Genomic DNA, 15600 nt, shown 5'->3' with positions numbered 1-15600 from the left:
TCTTGTGCGCGACGTCTTCGCCAACCCGTTCCGGCCCGTGGCGTTCTCACCAGAGTGGCGCACCTCAACGTCCATCGCGCTCGCGCGTGGGATGTACGAAGCGCGCGACTTCGGCGCGATGCCGATCCTCGCTGATGCGCTGCAAGACGCCGGGTGCGACAGCTCCGACGTGCTCGACCACTGCCGCGGGCCGGGGCCGCACGTCCGCGGGTGCTGGGTCGTCGATCTCGTGCTGGGGAAGGAGTGATCGCGATCTTGAGCCCCGGAGGGGCGGCGGATGGTAGCCAGGGGTGCGGCCCGCTTCGGGCAAACCCCTGGTCCCGGAACCGACGCCGGGGACCAGGGGTTGCCGCTCGAGGACTCGCTCCACCCCTGGCTACCATCCGCCGCCCCTCCGGGGCTCCAAACCCAACCGGAACAGCCCCCGCGGTCACCACCCGCCGTCTTCGAGGATGGCGGGGTCGCGGCCGAGCTTGTTGCGCTTCAGGAGCGCGTCGGCGGCGGCGAGCTTGTACAGGTCGCCGAGGGTCGGGTAGTTGTAGCACGTGTTCATGAACAACTCCGCGCCGGCCCCGATCATCAGCGCCGTCAGCCCGATGTGAACGAGTTCCGTCGCCTGCTCGCCGATCACGTGGACCCCGAGCAGCTTCATGTCCGACGCCTGGAAGATCAGCTTCAGGAACCCGGTCTTGTCGCCGATGATCTGGCCCCGCGGGTTGTGCGCGTAGTCGCCGCGGCCCACCACGTAGTCGATCCCCTTCTCCCGCACCTGCGCCTCGGTCAGCCCGGCCGTGCTCAGCTCGGGGATCGTGTAGATGCCGGCCGGGAGCACCGCCGCCAGCGTCTTCTTGAAGTCCGACCCGCAGGCGTGGCACGCGGCGACGCGGCCCTGCTCGGCGCTCGTCGAGGCCAGCGCCGGGAACCCGATCACGTCGCCGACCGCGTAGATGTGCGGGACCGTGGTCCGGTAGTGCTCGTCCACCGGGACGAGCCCGCGGCTCGACAGCCCGACGCCGGCCGCGGCCGGGTTCAGCTCGGCCGTCGGGCTCGTGCGGCCGGCGCACACGAGCAAGTGATCGACCAGCACCTCGTTGCCCGACGTGAGGGTCAGCACGATCTCCCCGATCCGCGGGGCCTCGCACTTCACCACGTTCTCCTTCCAGTGGAACACCACCCCTTGGCGGGTCATGGAGGCCGCGAGCGCCTTCGAGAGGTCGGCGTCGAGGAACGGGAGCAGCGTGTCGCGGCCGTCGATGAGGTGGACCCGGGTGCCGAGTACCGCGAACATGCACGCGTACTCGCTGCCGATCACCCCGGCCCCGATCACCGCCAGCGACCGCGGCATCGCCGTGAGGTACAGCAGCTCGTCCGAGTCGTGGACCCGGTTGTGCTCGAACGGGAACATGGCCGGGCGGCTCGGGACCGACCCGATGGCGATGATGATCTTCTCGCCGCGGAACAGCCCGCCGCTGCCCGTCGCCGACGCCCCGACCCGCACCGTGTGGGCGTCGACGAAGCTCCCGGTCCCCTGGAGCACCGTGACGCCGAACCGGTCGAGCAGGTGCCGCGACTGGGCCGCCTCGACGGTGCGGACCTGCCGCTCGTGCCGCAGGAAGTCGTCAACGGTCGCCTCGCGGCGGAGCGACAGGTCGACGCCGTAGAGCGCACGGGCCTTGAGCCCCGAGAGCGCGAGGGCGGTTTCGCGGAGGGTCTTGCTGGGGATGGTGCCGGTGTTGATCGCGGCCCCGCCGACGGTCGCGCTCCGCTCGACGACGGCGACCTTCTTGCCGAGCAGCGCGGCGGTGTTGGCCGCGGCGCACCCGGCCGGCCCGGCCCCGATCACGACCAGGTCGAACTCGTTGACGGCCGGTGTGGGCATGGCGAACTCCGCGGCGTGAGGTGTGCCATTGGTTTTAGGAGTTCGCGGCGCGCGTGCCTCCCAAAGTAGGTCACTCGCCCCGCGAGTGACCCCCGCCGCGCTCCGCGCCTCACCGACGTGTTCGGACGCACAGGACCGCGACTCGCGGAGCGAGTCGCCTACCGAGAAACGGAAACGCCCGGGTCTCCCCGGGCGTTATCGCGTCGTGCTCGTGCTCGATCACCGCGTGCGGGGCAGTTCGGGCGGGCCCAGGACCGGCGGCGGGTAGCTCGGGGCCGTCGGTGCCGCGGCCGGGCGGGTCGGCTCGTTGGCCGGGGCGACCCCGCGGACGGCCCGGACCGGCGGCTCCAGCAGCGGCATCGCCGGGGCGGCCGAGGTGCGGAGCTCCGTGCGGGGCGTCCCGGTCGCCGCGGCGGTGCTGGCGTGGGTCGCGGCCGGCTTGTCGTTGCCCGGGGCGGCCCCGCGGGCCACGAGCCGCGACGGCGGGGTGCGGAGCGCGTCGAGCCAGGCCCGCTCCAGCGCGTCGATCGACTCGAACCCGTACACCTTGCGGGCCGCCTCGTTCCAGCTCTCGGCCGTGTTGCCGTTCATGCCGCCGCCGAGGAACTGCAGCAGCTTCCCGCGGCCCTCGCGGCCGTTGCCGCCCTTCTCGACGAGGTAGGCCGTCACCGAGTACCCCTGGGCGTACAGCACGGTCATGTCCCGCGGGTACTCGGTCATGCGGAACAGGGTGCGGAGGACGAACGCGCGGCCGGCGTTGAGGATCTCGCGGCACCGGACGTCGTGGCTGAACCGCTCCTCGTCGTTCTCGCTGAGCACGCTCCCGCCCTCGTCGGCCCACCGCGGCACCGGGCGGCCGAAGTGGTGGGCCAGCACGGTGTGGGTGACCTCGTGGGGGAGCACACTGTAGAGGAGCTGCTTGGCGTCGCCGCGGATCTCCATCCGCTGCGACGAGACGACCGGGCGGCCCTGGTCGGACCCGAACGTGAACGTGGTGGCCCCGCCGGCGGAGCCCATCGACACCTGGACCTGGAGCGGGCACTTGCGGGGCCACTGGGGCATCTCGTGGCCGAGCCAGTCGAGCGCCTTCTCCTTGCGGTAGGCCTCGGCCATCTCGCCGAACTTGCGGGCGAGCTCCGGGGTCGGGGCCTCGACGCTGAAGTTCGGCGTTTCGAAGTTGGCAGCGGTCGCGGCGCCCGGGGAGGCCAGGGCGGCGAGGACCAGCGCAGAGTAGAACCGACGAAGCGTCATTCCCTTGACCTCCGTGGAGACGACGCCGAGCCGTATCGTGCGGCTCTGGTGTAAAGCAAGGGGCGTCAGGAGTCTAACCGCAACCGGTGTGCCGGGCAGAAAACTGCGGCCGGTCGCGCAGAAATGTGCCGGCTTAACGTGCGTCTCGGACTGGTGTTCGGAATCGTGTGCGGCGTGCGGGTGGTTCCGGCACGCCGGCCAGCCGGTGTAGAAGTTACAGTTCCCCGGAACAAACCAGCCGGCGTGCAAGATTTACAGGGGCGCGGGGGCGACCGACTGGGGCTCGGCTCCCACCGGTCGATCGGGGCGGATTGACTGGCCTTGGCTGAAGTGCGGGTTCCGGGGACAATACGCCGACGGGCCGGTCCGCCCGCGTCGTGACCCCGGAGTCGCTCAGTGGCCAACCTCAACCCGCTCCTCGACCCCGCGTCGCAGTCGTCCGCGTCGATCGCCCTCCCGCCGGTCGCCGAGCCCCCCGCCGAGCAGCCGAACGTCCTCCTCGCCGTGCTGCGGCGGTGGCCGTGGCTCGTCCTCGGGCTCGCCGTCGGCGTCGTCCTCGGCCTGCTCTTCCACATGCAGCGGACCCCGGTGTACCAGTCCACCGCGGAACTCATGGTCGTCAAGAGCCGGCCCGACATGGTCGCCGGCGGGGCCGGCGACGCCCGCGTGCAGTATCTAGAGGACTACATCGGCCCGCAGGTCATCCTGCTCGGGTCGGAGGCGATCCTGAAGGTCGCCGCGGAGCGAAGGCTCGACGAGCAGAAGCCGTTCCAGAACCCGCCCCCGGACGGGGCCGCCGAGCGGGTCGCGTACATGAAGGCCCGGTTCGCCGTGGCCCGCGTCAAGGAGGCCGGGTCGAACACGCCGAGCAACGTGCTGCAACTGTCGTTCAAGTCGCTCCACCCGGCCGACGCGCCGAAGTACCTGCGGGCCATCATCGCCGCCTACAAGGACGAACTCACCGGCGTGTACGAGGACGCCTCGGTCCGCCAGCTCAAGCTCCTCGACGAGCAGATCGCCCGGCTCAAGCGCGGGCTCAACGACACCCGGGTGCAGCTCGACGAGGCCGAGCGGAAGCTCCGCGGGGTCATCGACCCGGCGACCGGCGCGGTCCTCGTGCCGGGCATCAGCCAGGAGACGCCCGAGCGGGTCCAGCAGCGGATCAGCGACAACCGGTCTTCGCAGAACACCCGGGAGCTCGACAAGATCGTGATCGAGAACCGGCTCAAGCAGATCCGCGACGCCGGGAAGACCCGGGCCGAGCGGCTCGCGACGATGGCCAAGCTCGGGATCGCCAACGACCGCCCGTTCCTGTTCGGCGACGTCAAGGACCCCGAGTCGATGCTCGCGCACCTCAAGTACAAGAAGGGCGAGCTGGGCACCCGCCTCGGGCCGGGCCACCCGGACATGGCCGCCCTCAACAGCCAGATCAAGGTGCTCGAGGACGAGGTCGCGGCCCGCGGCGGGCCGGCGGAGGACGAACTCGAGCGGTACCGGCGGAAGCTCGAGAGCGAACTCGGGGCGATCACCGCCCAGCTCGACATCCTCGCCCGGCGGATCGAGGCCGACGAGGAGACGGCCCGGAACGTGGCCCCGGTGCAGCAGGCGATCCGCAACAGCGAGGAGCGGCTCAAGCAGACCGCGGCCGAGCTGCAGGCGGCCGAGAAGGAGAAGGACCGGGTCAGCGGCTCGCGATCGGCCGGCGCGTACGAGGTCCGGGACGTGACCAAGCCGGCCGACGGGGGCCAGGTCGCCCCGGTGCTGCTCCAGTCGCTCATGCTCGGCGCGGTCCTCGGGCTGCTCCTCGGGGGCGGGCTGGCGCTGCGGGCCGAACTCGGCGACCGCGGGTTCCGGTCCCCGGAGGACGTCCGCCGCCGGCTCGGGCTGCCGATCCTCGCGCACGTCCCGGTGATCCGCGCGAACCAGCCCAACGAGGTGACGCCGATCGCGGCGATCGACCCGACCCTGGTGGTGTGGCTCCGCCCCAAGACGGCCGAGGCCGAGGCGGTCCGCGGGCTCCGCACGCAGCTCCTGTTCAGCGTCGCCAACCGCAACCACCAGGTGATCCAGATCACCAGCCCGATGAGCGGGGACGGGAAGAGCACGACGGCCGCGAACCTGGCGATCGCGCTGGCCCGGGCCGACAAGCGGGTGGTGCTCGTGGACTGCGACTTCCGGAAGCCGCGGGTCCACAAGCTGTTCGGCCTGGCGAAGCCGGCCCTGGGCCTGGCCTCGGTCGTCGCCGACCAGGCCGACCTGGGCGACGCGATCCAGGGGTGCGAGGTCGAGAACCTGTCGCTGCTGCCGTGCGGGCCGATCCCGGCGAACCCGGCCGAGCTGCTCACCAGCCCGAAGTTCCAGGACGTGCTCTCGGACCTGCGGGCGAGCTACGACTTCGTGCTGCTCGACACGCCCCCGGTGCTCGCGGTGTCCGACCCGGCCGCGGTCGCCCCGCGGGCCGACGGGGTCATCATCGTGTTCCGCATGACCCCCGCCGCCGGCCCGAACATGGAGCGGGCGAAGCAGGAGCTCGTGGCGGTGAGCGCGCACCTGCTCGGCGTCGTCATCAACGCCTCGTCCGAGCAGCACGCGAACTACGGCTACGGCTACACGTACAAGTACGACTACCAGTACTCGGACTCGTACACTGACCAGAAGAAGTAGACCCTTGCCGCGAGAGGCTCGGCGAACCGGGCACCGCCATGACCCCGCTCGCCGACACCCACGTCCACCTGCTCGCCGGCCTCGACGACGGCCCGCCCACGGCGGACGAGGCGGTCGCCATGTGCCGCGCGATGGCCGACGAAGGGGTCCGCCACGCCACCGCGCTCGCCCACCAGAACGCCGGCTACCCGGCCAACACCGCGGACCGGCTGCGGGCCGCCGCGGCCCACCTCGCCGGCGAACTCGCCGCCCGGAGCGTGCCCCTCACCGTGTACCCGACCGGCGAGGTCATGCTCTCGCCGACCACGCTCGAGGACTGGCGGTCCGGCGCGCTGCTCTCCGTCGGCGGGCACGACCAGTGGCTCCTCGTCGAGATGCCGCACGCGCTGTTCCTCGACGTGCTCCCGCTCGCCGAGGCGTTCCGCCCGCACGGGGTCCGGCTCATCGTCGCGCACGCCGAGCGGTACCCCGAGCTGCTCTACGACCCGGCCCGCACCGAGCGGTGGATCGCCGCCGGGTGCATGATCCAGGTGACCGCGGCCGCGCTGGCCGACCCGTGGGAGCACGGCATGGAGCGGGCGCTCCGCGACTGGGTGAGCGGCGGGTTCGTTCACGTGATCGGGTCCGACGGGCACGGCACCGCGTTCCGCCCGCCCCACCTCGCGGCCGGGTTCGAGCGGCTGGTGAAGTGGGCCGGCCGGCCCGCGGCCGAGCGGATCGCGAGCCTGTGGGGGGTGTCGGTGCTCCAGGGGCTCCCGGTCCAGGTGCCGCCGCCCAAGCCGCCCCCGCGGAGCTGGTTCACCCGGCTGTTCGGCGGCTGAGCGTCACGCCGCGACCGGCGCGCGGCGCTGCCCCGTCAGTGGCGACATTTTCTCCGCGGGTGGTTGACGCGGGGCCCCGCGCCGGACAAGAATAGCACCCGTAGCCTCAGTGCCCCCCAAATCGCTGCCACGGTTTCGGGCCACGTTCCACCGGCGGGAACCCCGCCGCGCCCGGGAACTGCGCCCCCCGCCCGTACCCCTGACCACCCCGCCGCCGGCCTCCTTTCCCCCAGTGGGAGCGAGTCACCCCGATGATCCACACCCGGTCCCGCGGTCCCGCCGCGCTCGCACTGTTCGGCTTCATGGCCCTTACCGGGGGACTCACGTCCCCCGCTCGCCTGGGCGCGCAGCCGACCGCCGAGCAGCAGGCCGACGTGCTCCTGAACGTCGCCCGCAAGGCGTACGCGGAGGCGAACCCGCAGTTCGCCGCCGAGCGGTTCCGCGAGTTCCTCCAGAAGTTCGGCGGCCACAAGGACGCGCACTCGGCCCGGCTCGGGCTCGCCGTCGCGCTCCTCGACCTGCCCGACCGGAACTACCAGGCGGCGCTCGAGGCCGTCACCCCGGCGGCCAACGACGGCGCCTTCCCGGACCGCGGCCTCGCCCTCTACTACGCCGGCGCGTGCCGCCGCGGGCTCGCCCAGAAGGAACTCGCCGAGGGGGCCGCCAAGCCCAACGAGATGCCGCAGCGGCAGAACAACGCGAGCGGCCACTTCGCCGAGGCGAACAAGTTCTTCGCCGCCGCCCGCGACGCCTTCGAGAAGAAGACCCCGCCCGACGCCGAGTGGGCCGCCCGCAGCCGGTGCGACCTCGCCGAGACCGAGCTGCGGCTCGGCAAGGCGAAGGAGGCCCGCGCCACCGTCGAGCCATTCGCGAAAGACGCGGCGCTCGCCAAGAGCAAGTTCCGCCCGCTCGGGCTGTACTACCACGGGTTCGCCGCGGTGCTGCTCAACGACTTCCCGGCCGCCGAGAAGTCGCTCGGCCAGCTCGCCCCGTTCGACCAGCCGTTCGGGCTCCACGCCCGGTACCTCCTCGGCCGCGTCATGTCGAACGACCAAAAGGCCGAGGCCGCGGTCGCGTTCCAGGCGGTCCTCACCGGGTACGAGGAGCAGAAGAAGGCGGCCGCCGCGGCGCTCCAGCAGCCCGACAAGTTCAAGAACGACCCGTGGGAGAAGGCCCGGCTCGAAGCACTCGTCAAGAACCCCGCACCCGACTACGTCGCCGGGGCCGCGTTCTACGGCGCGTGCCTCAACTACGAGGCCGGCAAGGTCGGCGAGGCGCTCCCGAAGTTCCAGGCGTTCGCCAAGGAGTACGCGGCGTCGCCGCTCAAGGACGACGCGCAGCTCCGCACCGGGTTCTGCCTCGTGCAGTCCAAGGCGTTCGACGAGGCAGCGAAGACGCTCCAGCCGCTCACCAACCACCCCAAGCTCAGCGACCAGGCGCACTACTGGCTCGGCAAGGCGCAGCTCGGGCTGGCGCTCGCGACCGACCCGAACAACCCGAACGCCCGCACCCAGGCGTTCAACACCGCGATCGCGACCCTCCGCGCGGCGGCCGACCGGGCGAACCAGCTCGGCGGCCAGGACCCGGACGCCAAGGCCCGCCGGCCCGAGATCCTCCTCGAACTCGCCGACGCGCTGCTGACCGCCGGCCAGCCCCAGCCCGCGGCGCAGGTGTACGACCAGATCCTCAACGAGAAGCTCCTGCCGGCCCGCACCGAGGAGACCCTCCAGCGGGCCATCGCGGCGTACCACCTCGCCAACGACGTCAACAGTTCCGAGGCCCGCGTCGCCGCGTTCCGCCAGCAGTTCCCGAACAGCGCGCTGACCCCGCTCGCGCTGTTCCGCAGCGCCGAGAACGCATTCCGCAAGGCCGAAGAAGTCAAGAAGCAGAACAACCCGGCCGCCACGAAGGCCGCGTTCGCCGAGGCCGCGAAGAGGTACGACGAGGTCGTCGCCAAGTTCCCCGAGTTCGAGCGGGCCGGCCGCGCCCGGTACGGGCTCGGGCTGTGCCTGATCGCGCAGGAGGACTGGGAGAAGGCCGCGGCGGCGCTCGACGCGATCCCGGCCCCCGAGCGCACCGGCGACCTCGCCCCGGTCGGCTACGTCCTGGCCGACTGCCTGATCCGCCTCGCGCCGAACAAGGCCGAGGACGCGCTCCAGGACAACATTCTGCGCGAGAAGCTCACCGCCGCCGCCGGCCTGCTCGACGCCTTCGTCGCCGCCAACCCCAAGGCCCCGGAAGCGCCGGACGCCCTCATCAAGTTCGCCCTGTGCCAGAAGCGGCTCGGCACCCAGCTCGCGCCGGGCAACGAGCGGAACGACGCCTTCAACAAGGCCCGCGGGGCGCTGGAGAAGGTCACCAGCGACGCGGCCTACAACCAGTCGCCGCTCGTCGGCACGGCCCACCTCGAACGCGCCAAGGTGCTCGCACTGCAAGGGGACAAGGGGAACGCGGTCAACGCGCTGCGGCAGTTCGCGAACGACCCGCTCCAGAAGTCGCCGGTCGCGCCGCTCGCGCACGTCACGCTCGCCACACTGCTCCGCGAGCAGAACCAGGCCCCGCAGGCCGTGGAGGCGCTCCAGCAGGCCCGGCAGAAGTTCGAGGGCCAGCTCGCCGGCGACCCGGCCCGCGCCGAGTGGGTCGCGCTGCTCCGCTACCACCACGGCGTCGCGCTCTTCGAAGCCGGCAAGCCGGCCGACGCGCGGGCCGCGTTTGACCAGGCCGTGCAGGCCGCGAACAACAAGCCGATCGCCGCCGAGGCCGCGCTGAAGGCGCTCCAGTGCCAGACCGAGGAGACCAAGAAGAAGATCGCGGAGATCGAGAAGGAGAGGGCCCAGCCGAACCTCACCGCGGCGCAGGTCGCGGCCGTCGACAACAAGGTGAAGGCCGCGAAGGGCGAGTTGAACACCGTCGCCCAGCAGTTCCTCCAGCGCGCCGAGCAGTACAAGCAGGCGCTGCCGACCAGCGACGCCCGCGCCCGCATGCTCTACGACGCCGCGTGGACCGCACGCGCCGCCGACACCGACCCGGCCCCCGCGTACACGAAGCTCCTCGCCGAGTTCCCCGACCTCGCGGTGTCGGTCGAGGGCCGGCTCGAACTCGCGGAACTGCTCGCCGAGAAGAAGCCCGACGACGCGATCAAGCTGCTCAAGGAAGCGATCGACAAGGAGCCGACCGACAAGCCGACGCCGCCCGAGTCGCTCGAGCGCGTCCGCATCCGGCTCGGCGGCGCGCTGTTCGACAAGAAGGACTTCCCCGCCGCACAGGGCCAGTTCGACTCGGTCGCGAACAACGAGAAGTCCCCGCACCGCGGGCAGGCGCTGTACCGCTCGGCCGAGTGCCTGCTCGCCCAGGGCAAGGCCGACGACGCCGCGAAGAAGTTGGTGATCTTCCGCGACAACGGCGCGTTCCACAACGTCCCCGGGGTGAGCGACCGCGCCGTGCTGCGGCTCGGCCACGCCTACCTCGAACTGAAGCAGTGGGAGCTGGCGCGGCAGGCGTTCGAGGTGGTCATCGCCCGGTACGGTAACAACAACCCGTGGGCGGTCGACGCGCGGTACGGCATGGGGCTCGCGCTCCAGAACCAGAACCGCTACCCCGACGCGATCAACACGTACGTGCTGATCACCCAGGCGACGCAGGACGAGCGCGCCGGCCGCGCCCGGCTGCAGATCGGCGAGTGCCAGGCGAAGCAGAACAAGTGGAAGGAGGCCGGCGACGAGTTCCAGACGGTCTACCTGGTGTACGACATCCCCGAGCTGAAGTGGACCGCGATGCTGGAGCACGCCCGCGTGCTCGACGCCGAGAAGAAACCCGACGCCGCCGTAAAGCTCCTCGAGCGCGTCGTCAAGGACGCCCCGAAGGACAGCGAGTGGACCAAGGCCGCCGCCGAGCGACTGGAGAAGCTGACGCCGAAGAAGTGACCGCGGCGAGTGGTGAGTGGTGAGTGGTGAGTGGTGAGTGGGTGGAACCGGGAGATGTCGAAGGTGGCTGGCAAACCGCCACGGAGGGCGGCCCCTACCGGAGTGTTCGCGTTTGGTTCGTAGGGGCCGCCCTCCGTGGCGGCCCGCGTGAGGCCAAAGGTTTCGACACGGCAACCGGATGCCGATGGGCAACAAGTTCAACGGGCGTCCGATGCAAACCAAAGGTGAGTACCTCGCGCTGGTTCGCACCCGTCCTTGGGGTTTTAGCACGAGCATGAGCTTGGGTTTGCCCGCCGAGTGGGTCCGAGAAGCCTGGGACTTACCCGAGGTGCAAGGCGAAGTGATCCCGGGCGGGATCCTCCGCGACGTGAGCAAGACGGGTTCGCTTTGTCAGCGAGGGGACTATCTTTCTTGGCTTTCCGAAACCCTCTCGGCCGCTCAGGTGGTGCGATTGTACCTCGACATCCGTGCGGCGTGTGCGACCCGCGAAGAGGAGTTCCGACCCGAGTTTTTGGCTGCCTTCGCACAACACGCGGACGCGATCCCGCCCCCACTGAGTCGCGGTGAAGTGGCGGAGATTCTCGGACTAACGGCGGAAGAGGCTGAGGCGTACTGGCGCGAGGTGGACACGCCGCGCACGCTTCAACTGGGACCGGGAATCGAGAGCGACGAAGACATTCCGTTTTGAGGCTTCCCCGAAGGGATGGGACGAATGATTCGGCGATTCGTTCCGGACCGCACGCGATTGATTCCGGGGTGAGGGGACGTCGGTGTCCGGGCGAACCCCGGGTCGCACGCGACCGCAACAGCCCCGAATCGCACGAGTTACGCTCCCGGACCAGCGCCCCGAAATTGCTCGAACGGTCTTTCTTCCGGTCTTGTGTGGTTGATTCCGGACTCCAGGATGATTCCGGACGTGGGGTGGGTGAGTCGCCCGGAATCAATGAGAAGTGTTCAAGTGACTTGACGCGGTGGGTTTCGTTCGTCTGAGACACCCCGAGGAGGTTCCTGCGATGGCGACGAATCGTTCACGGAAGGCGTGGCTGGTGGCGGCCGCGGCGGCCGTCGCGGCCACGCTCGCCGGCCCCCAGCGGGCCGGCGCCTACGTCGAGGTGCCCATCACCCTCGCCGACATGATCAAGCAGTCCACCAACGTCGTGCAGATGCAGGTGACGAAGGTCGACCGCGAGAAGAACCTGATCATCTTCACCAAGCTCCAGGACATCAAAGGGAAGCACCCGCAGAACGAGATCAAGCACAACATCGGCCGCGGCGGGCTCCGGCCCGGCGAGTGGGAGGAGATCATGAAGTGGGCGGAGGTCGGCAAGCTCGCCACCTTCTTCCACAACGGCGGGGCCAGCGAGACGTACTTCGGCCGGTCGTGGTACCAGGCGTACCCGCAGGGCGAGTGGTGGGGCATGTCGCACGGCGAGCCGTTCCTGCTCCGCAGCTACGCCGGCAAGATCGACAAGCTCCCCGGCATCTGCGCCGACATCATCGACGGCAAGGAGGTCATCGTCCCGTGCATGGTGGACGGCGACAAGGAGGCGATCCACAAGAAGACCGCCCGCATCCAGCGGCTCAAGACGAGCCTGAAGAACATCGACTACAACCCGAAGCGCGACTTCGTCGGCTGGGGCGGCGAGGACATCCGCACCCTCAAGGGGATGCCGGGGTTCGACCGGTTCGCCAGCCTCACCAAGCTCGACGCCGAGGCGCAGTCGGTCACCGCCATCGACTTCGACAACGACGGCAAGCCCGACGTGTGCCTGTGCGGGGCGAACAAGGTGTCGCTGCTCCAGAACGGCGGCGACGGGTTCATCGAGACCCCCCTGCCCGGCCTCACCGGCGGCGCCCGCGCCGCGGTGTGGGCCGACGTCAACGGCGACGGGCTCCCCGACCTGCTGCTCGCCACGCCGACCGGGCCTAAGCTGTTCGTGAACGCTGGTAAGGGCCAGTTCCGCGACGAGTCGGCCCGGCTCCCGAAGGAACTCGCGTACAACCTCACCGCGGCCGCGTTCGGCGACTTCGACGGCGACGGCAAGCCCGACGTTCTCCTCGCGAACGGCTACCACGGGCTGCGGCTCTATCGCAACAGCCGCGCCGACGCGACGAAGGTGGTCCTGCCGACGCTCGGCGACACGTACGCGATCGGCATGTTCCGGGCCGGCAACCCGGCGGACAACTTCAAGACCGAGTTCCCGGTCGAGAAGGACCCGTTCACGCCCGCAAAGGAGTACAAGGGCAAGCGCGACGTGCCGGTGAAGTGGGCCAAGAAGGAGTTCAAGGACGGCGAGCCGGCCAGCCTCGCGGACCTCGGCGGGAACTCCGCCGCGTACGTCCACCGCGAGCTGGAGATGAGCGCCGCGGGCGTCGTGCCGGTCAGCATCACCTGCGCGAACCCGTTCATCGTGTGGGTGAACGGCGAGAAGGTCCACAGCCAGGACGCGGCCAAGCCCGACGGCGTCGGCCTGGCGCTCAAGCTCCCCGCGGGCAAGAGCCGGTTGCTCATCAAGATGACGAACGCCGAGCAGCCGCACGCCTACACGTTCGCGGTCGGCACCGCGGCCGGCGGCGCGGCGGGGCCGTGGTTCGAGGACGTGTCGGAGGCCTGGGGGCTCGGGCCGAACGGGCTGTGCGCCGACCTCAAGGGCGACACCCTCGCGGTCGCCGACCTGACGGGCGACGGCAAACCCGACGTGCTCTACGGGGCCGGCACCGGCGTCCTGCTCGTCAACGCGGGCGGCAAGTTCGCGCACAAGGCCGACGCGAACATCGGCTACAAGACCGGCAAGGTCGGCCCGGCGCTCGGCGACTTCGACGGCGACGGGCACCTCGACCTGTTCGTCCCGCAGGCCGACGGAAAGTGCAAACTGCTGCGGAACGACGGCACCGGCAAGTTCACCGACGCCACGGGTTCGGCCGGCGACCTCGCGAAGGAGATCCCGAGCGCCGTGTCCGCGGCGTGGGGCGACTTCGACAACGACGGGAAGCCGGACCTTCTCGTGTGCTGCCTTCGCGGCACGAACAGATACTTCAAGAACACCGGCAACGGCGCGTTCGCCGAGAAGTCGGCCGTTGTGGGGCTGAACACGAAGGTGTTCAACTCGCAGGCCGCGTGCCTCGCCGACCTCAACGCCGACGGGCAACTCGACGTGATCTTCAGCAACGAGGGCCAGGAGTCGTGCGCCCTGTTCGGTGTGCTCACCCCCGGCGGCCCGCTCACGCCCGTGACCGTCGCGCTCAACGGCAGCCAGGTGCTGAGCGGCGGCAAGGTGGTCGTCAAGGACGCGAGCGGCAAGGCGGTCGCGACGTCGCAGACCGCCGGCGGCGACGCCCGCGGCGGGCAGTCCGGCCAGAGCCCGCGGTTCGTGCTCGCCCCCGGCGCGTACAAGCTCGAACTCACCGGGGCCGACGGCAAATCGCTGGTGAAGGACGTGACTGTGGCCACCTCGCCGATGACGGTCAAGGTGCAGTAAGCCAGGATTCACCGCAGAGAACGCAGGGACCGCAGGGAAAGAACAACGAGTTTCAGAAAGGCTCTCAATGTCGCTTCGATCTCTCCTCGTCTCCCTCTGCGTTCTCCGCGTGCTCTGCGGTGGGTCCTTTCTGTGTGGCGAGTCCGCCGCCGCGGAGCCCGGCCCGTGGGGCACGTACCGCGGCACCCCGCAGCGCACCGGCAACACCGACAACCGGGCCGGCCCCGAGAAGCCGGTGGTGCTGTGGGCGATCAAGTCGAACGACCACTTCCTCGCCGCGCCGGTGCCGGTGAAGGACTCGATCCTCGTGGCCGGCGTCGGCGCGTTCAACCGCCCGACGGTTACGCTGTTCCCGCTCACCGAACAGCCGCCGACGAAGGCGACGTGGGCGAAGTCGGCCCCGTACCTGAAGCTCGCGTCGGTCAGCTCGCCCGCGGTGGCCGGCGAGTACCTCGTGTTCGGCGACGGCATGCACCAGGACTCGGGCGGCGTGCTGCACTGCATCAGCGCGGCGACCAGCAAGCCGGTGTGGCAGCTCACCCTCCCCGGCGAACTGATCCACCTCGAAGGCGGCCCGGTCGTCGCCGGGAACCGCGCGTACATCGGCGGCGGCGCGGCCGGCGTCATCTGCGTCGAGACGGACAAGGCGACGCTCGACGGCAAGGAGCACGACCTCGCCACCGTTGCCACGATGCAAGAGGCGAAGTGGAAGGAGTTGTCCGCGAAGTACGAGGAGCTGAAGGCCAAGAAGGACGACTTCGCCATCCCGCCGGACGACAGCCAGTTGCTCAAGTTCGCCCCCAAGAAGGTGTGGCAGAAGGGCGAGGTGAAGTGGCACGTCGACGCGCCGGTGAACCTCGCGGGCGACACGCTCCTCGTGCCGACGTCGTTCCTCGACAAGGAGAAGGTCGGCGAGCGGGCGCTGTACGCGCTCAACGCTGCGACCGGCGAGACGGTGTGGAAGCGCGAGCTGGCGCTCAACCCGTGGGGCGGCGCGACCGTCGCCGGCGACCTCGCCATCGTCCCCGGCAGCTCTATCGGGTACTACCTCAAGGAACTCAAGGGCGCGAAGGGCGACGTGACCGCGCTCGACCTGAAGACCGGCGAGGTGAAGTGGAAGAAGGACGTGCCCGGCGGCGTGGTCGGGGCGGTGGCGGTCAGCGACGGGCTGGCCGTGTTCACCGCCACCGACGGCAAGGTGCGGGCGCTGAAGACCGCCGACGGCGAGCGGGCGTGGCTGTACGACTGCAAGCTCCCGGTGTTCGCGCCGCCGGCCGTCGCCGGGGGCGTGGTGTACGCCGCGGACCTCAACGGCGTCGTCCACGCCATCGACCTGAAGACCGGCGCCCCGAAGTGGACCCTCGCGGCTGCAAAAGACGGCGGCGCGCCGGGGATGGTGTACGGCGGCGTAACGGTCCACGGCGGGAAGGTGATCGTGGCGACGTGCAACCTCGAGGGCCCGAACGCGGGCAAGGAAACCGTCGTCGTGTGCATCGGGACCAAGTGATACCGGATCTGTTGGGTTCGGATTGGTCCGAGCCCGAGCGCCGAGCGAGGGTAACGTTGACCCTCGCTCGGCGCTC

9 protein-coding genes are annotated in these 15600 nt (G+C 70.4%); 7 read left to right on the top strand and 2 right to left on the bottom strand.

Annotation, left to right across the window (positions count from 1 at the left end; translation table 11 throughout):
- The first annotated feature begins 91 nt into the window (after positions 1–91).
- Positions 92–247, top strand: a complete 156-nt coding sequence (locus tag ACTIGN_RS07240; RefSeq protein WP_439622288.1) for a hypothetical protein — start codon at positions 92–94, stop codon at positions 245–247.
- Between the two features lie 183 nt (positions 248–430).
- On the opposite strand, the gene sthA is transcribed toward ACTIGN_RS07240, so the two are convergent.
- Both sthA and ACTIGN_RS07230 read right to left on the bottom strand, forming a co-directional pair.
- On the bottom strand, positions 431–1879 hold the full coding sequence (gene sthA, locus ACTIGN_RS07235; RefSeq protein WP_439622286.1) for a Si-specific NAD(P)(+) transhydrogenase: 1449 nt from the start codon (positions 1877–1879) through the stop codon (positions 431–433).
- A gap of 219 nt (positions 1880–2098) precedes the next feature.
- Positions 2099–3130 (bottom strand): hypothetical protein, encoded by a 1032-nt coding sequence (locus tag ACTIGN_RS07230; RefSeq protein ID WP_439622284.1) that lies wholly within the window; start codon positions 3128–3130, stop codon positions 2099–2101.
- Positions 3131–3526: 396 nt separating this feature from the next.
- Between ACTIGN_RS07230 and ACTIGN_RS07225 the strand changes: the two genes are divergently transcribed.
- From ACTIGN_RS07225 to ACTIGN_RS07200, 6 genes are all read left to right on the top strand, one after another.
- The gene (locus tag ACTIGN_RS07225; protein ID WP_439622282.1) at positions 3527–5794 is read left to right on the top strand and encodes a polysaccharide biosynthesis tyrosine autokinase; all 2268 of its coding nucleotides are present in this window, start codon (positions 3527–3529) and stop codon (positions 5792–5794) included.
- A 38-nt stretch (positions 5795–5832) separates the two neighbouring features.
- Positions 5833–6615 carry a tyrosine-protein phosphatase gene (locus tag ACTIGN_RS07220; protein WP_439622280.1) on the top strand — a complete coding sequence of 261 codons (783 nt, stop codon included), beginning with the start codon at positions 5833–5835 and terminating at the stop codon, positions 6613–6615.
- 251 nt (positions 6616–6866) lie between these two features.
- The gene (locus tag ACTIGN_RS07215; protein WP_439622278.1) at positions 6867–10538 is read left to right on the top strand and encodes a tetratricopeptide repeat protein; all 3672 of its coding nucleotides are present in this window, start codon (positions 6867–6869) and stop codon (positions 10536–10538) included.
- A 184-nt stretch (positions 10539–10722) separates the two neighbouring features.
- On the top strand, positions 10723–11226 hold the full coding sequence (locus ACTIGN_RS07210; RefSeq protein WP_439622276.1) for a hypothetical protein: 504 nt from the start codon (positions 10723–10725) through the stop codon (positions 11224–11226).
- Between the two features lie 325 nt (positions 11227–11551).
- On the top strand, positions 11552–14017 hold the full coding sequence (locus ACTIGN_RS07205) for an FG-GAP repeat domain-containing protein (RefSeq protein WP_439622274.1): 2466 nt from the start codon (positions 11552–11554) through the stop codon (positions 14015–14017).
- Between the two features lie 67 nt (positions 14018–14084).
- Positions 14085–15524, top strand: coding sequence for an outer membrane protein assembly factor BamB family protein (locus ACTIGN_RS07200; protein WP_439622272.1), 1440 nt, complete (start codon positions 14085–14087; stop codon positions 15522–15524).
- Positions 15525–15600: the final 76 nt, after the last annotated feature.

The organism is Gemmata sp., assembly GCF_051859125.1.
Lineage (GTDB): Bacteria > Planctomycetota > Planctomycetia > Gemmatales > Gemmataceae > Gemmata.
This window is presented reverse-complemented; position numbering and strand designations above follow the sequence as displayed.

Excerpts from the sequence above, each read along its gene's own strand:
- ACTIGN_RS07240 (WP_439622288.1), top strand. The coding sequence starts at position 92 with ATGTACGAAGCGCGCGACTTCGGCGCGATGCCGATCCTCGCTGATGCG.
- sthA (WP_439622286.1), bottom strand. The coding sequence starts at position 1,879 with ATGCCCACACCGGCCGTCAACGAGTTCGACCTGGTCGTGATCGGGGCC.
- ACTIGN_RS07230 (WP_439622284.1), bottom strand. The coding sequence starts at position 3,130 with ATGACGCTTCGTCGGTTCTACTCTGCGCTGGTCCTCGCCGCCCTGGCC.
- ACTIGN_RS07220 (WP_439622280.1), top strand. The coding sequence starts at position 5,833 with ATGACCCCGCTCGCCGACACCCACGTCCACCTGCTCGCCGGCCTCGAC.
- ACTIGN_RS07215 (WP_439622278.1), top strand. The coding sequence starts at position 6,867 with ATGATCCACACCCGGTCCCGCGGTCCCGCCGCGCTCGCACTGTTCGGC.
- ACTIGN_RS07210 (WP_439622276.1), top strand. The coding sequence starts at position 10,723 with ATGGGCAACAAGTTCAACGGGCGTCCGATGCAAACCAAAGGTGAGTAC.
- ACTIGN_RS07205 (WP_439622274.1), top strand. The coding sequence starts at position 11,552 with ATGGCGACGAATCGTTCACGGAAGGCGTGGCTGGTGGCGGCCGCGGCG.
- ACTIGN_RS07200 (WP_439622272.1), top strand. The coding sequence starts at position 14,085 with ATGTCGCTTCGATCTCTCCTCGTCTCCCTCTGCGTTCTCCGCGTGCTC.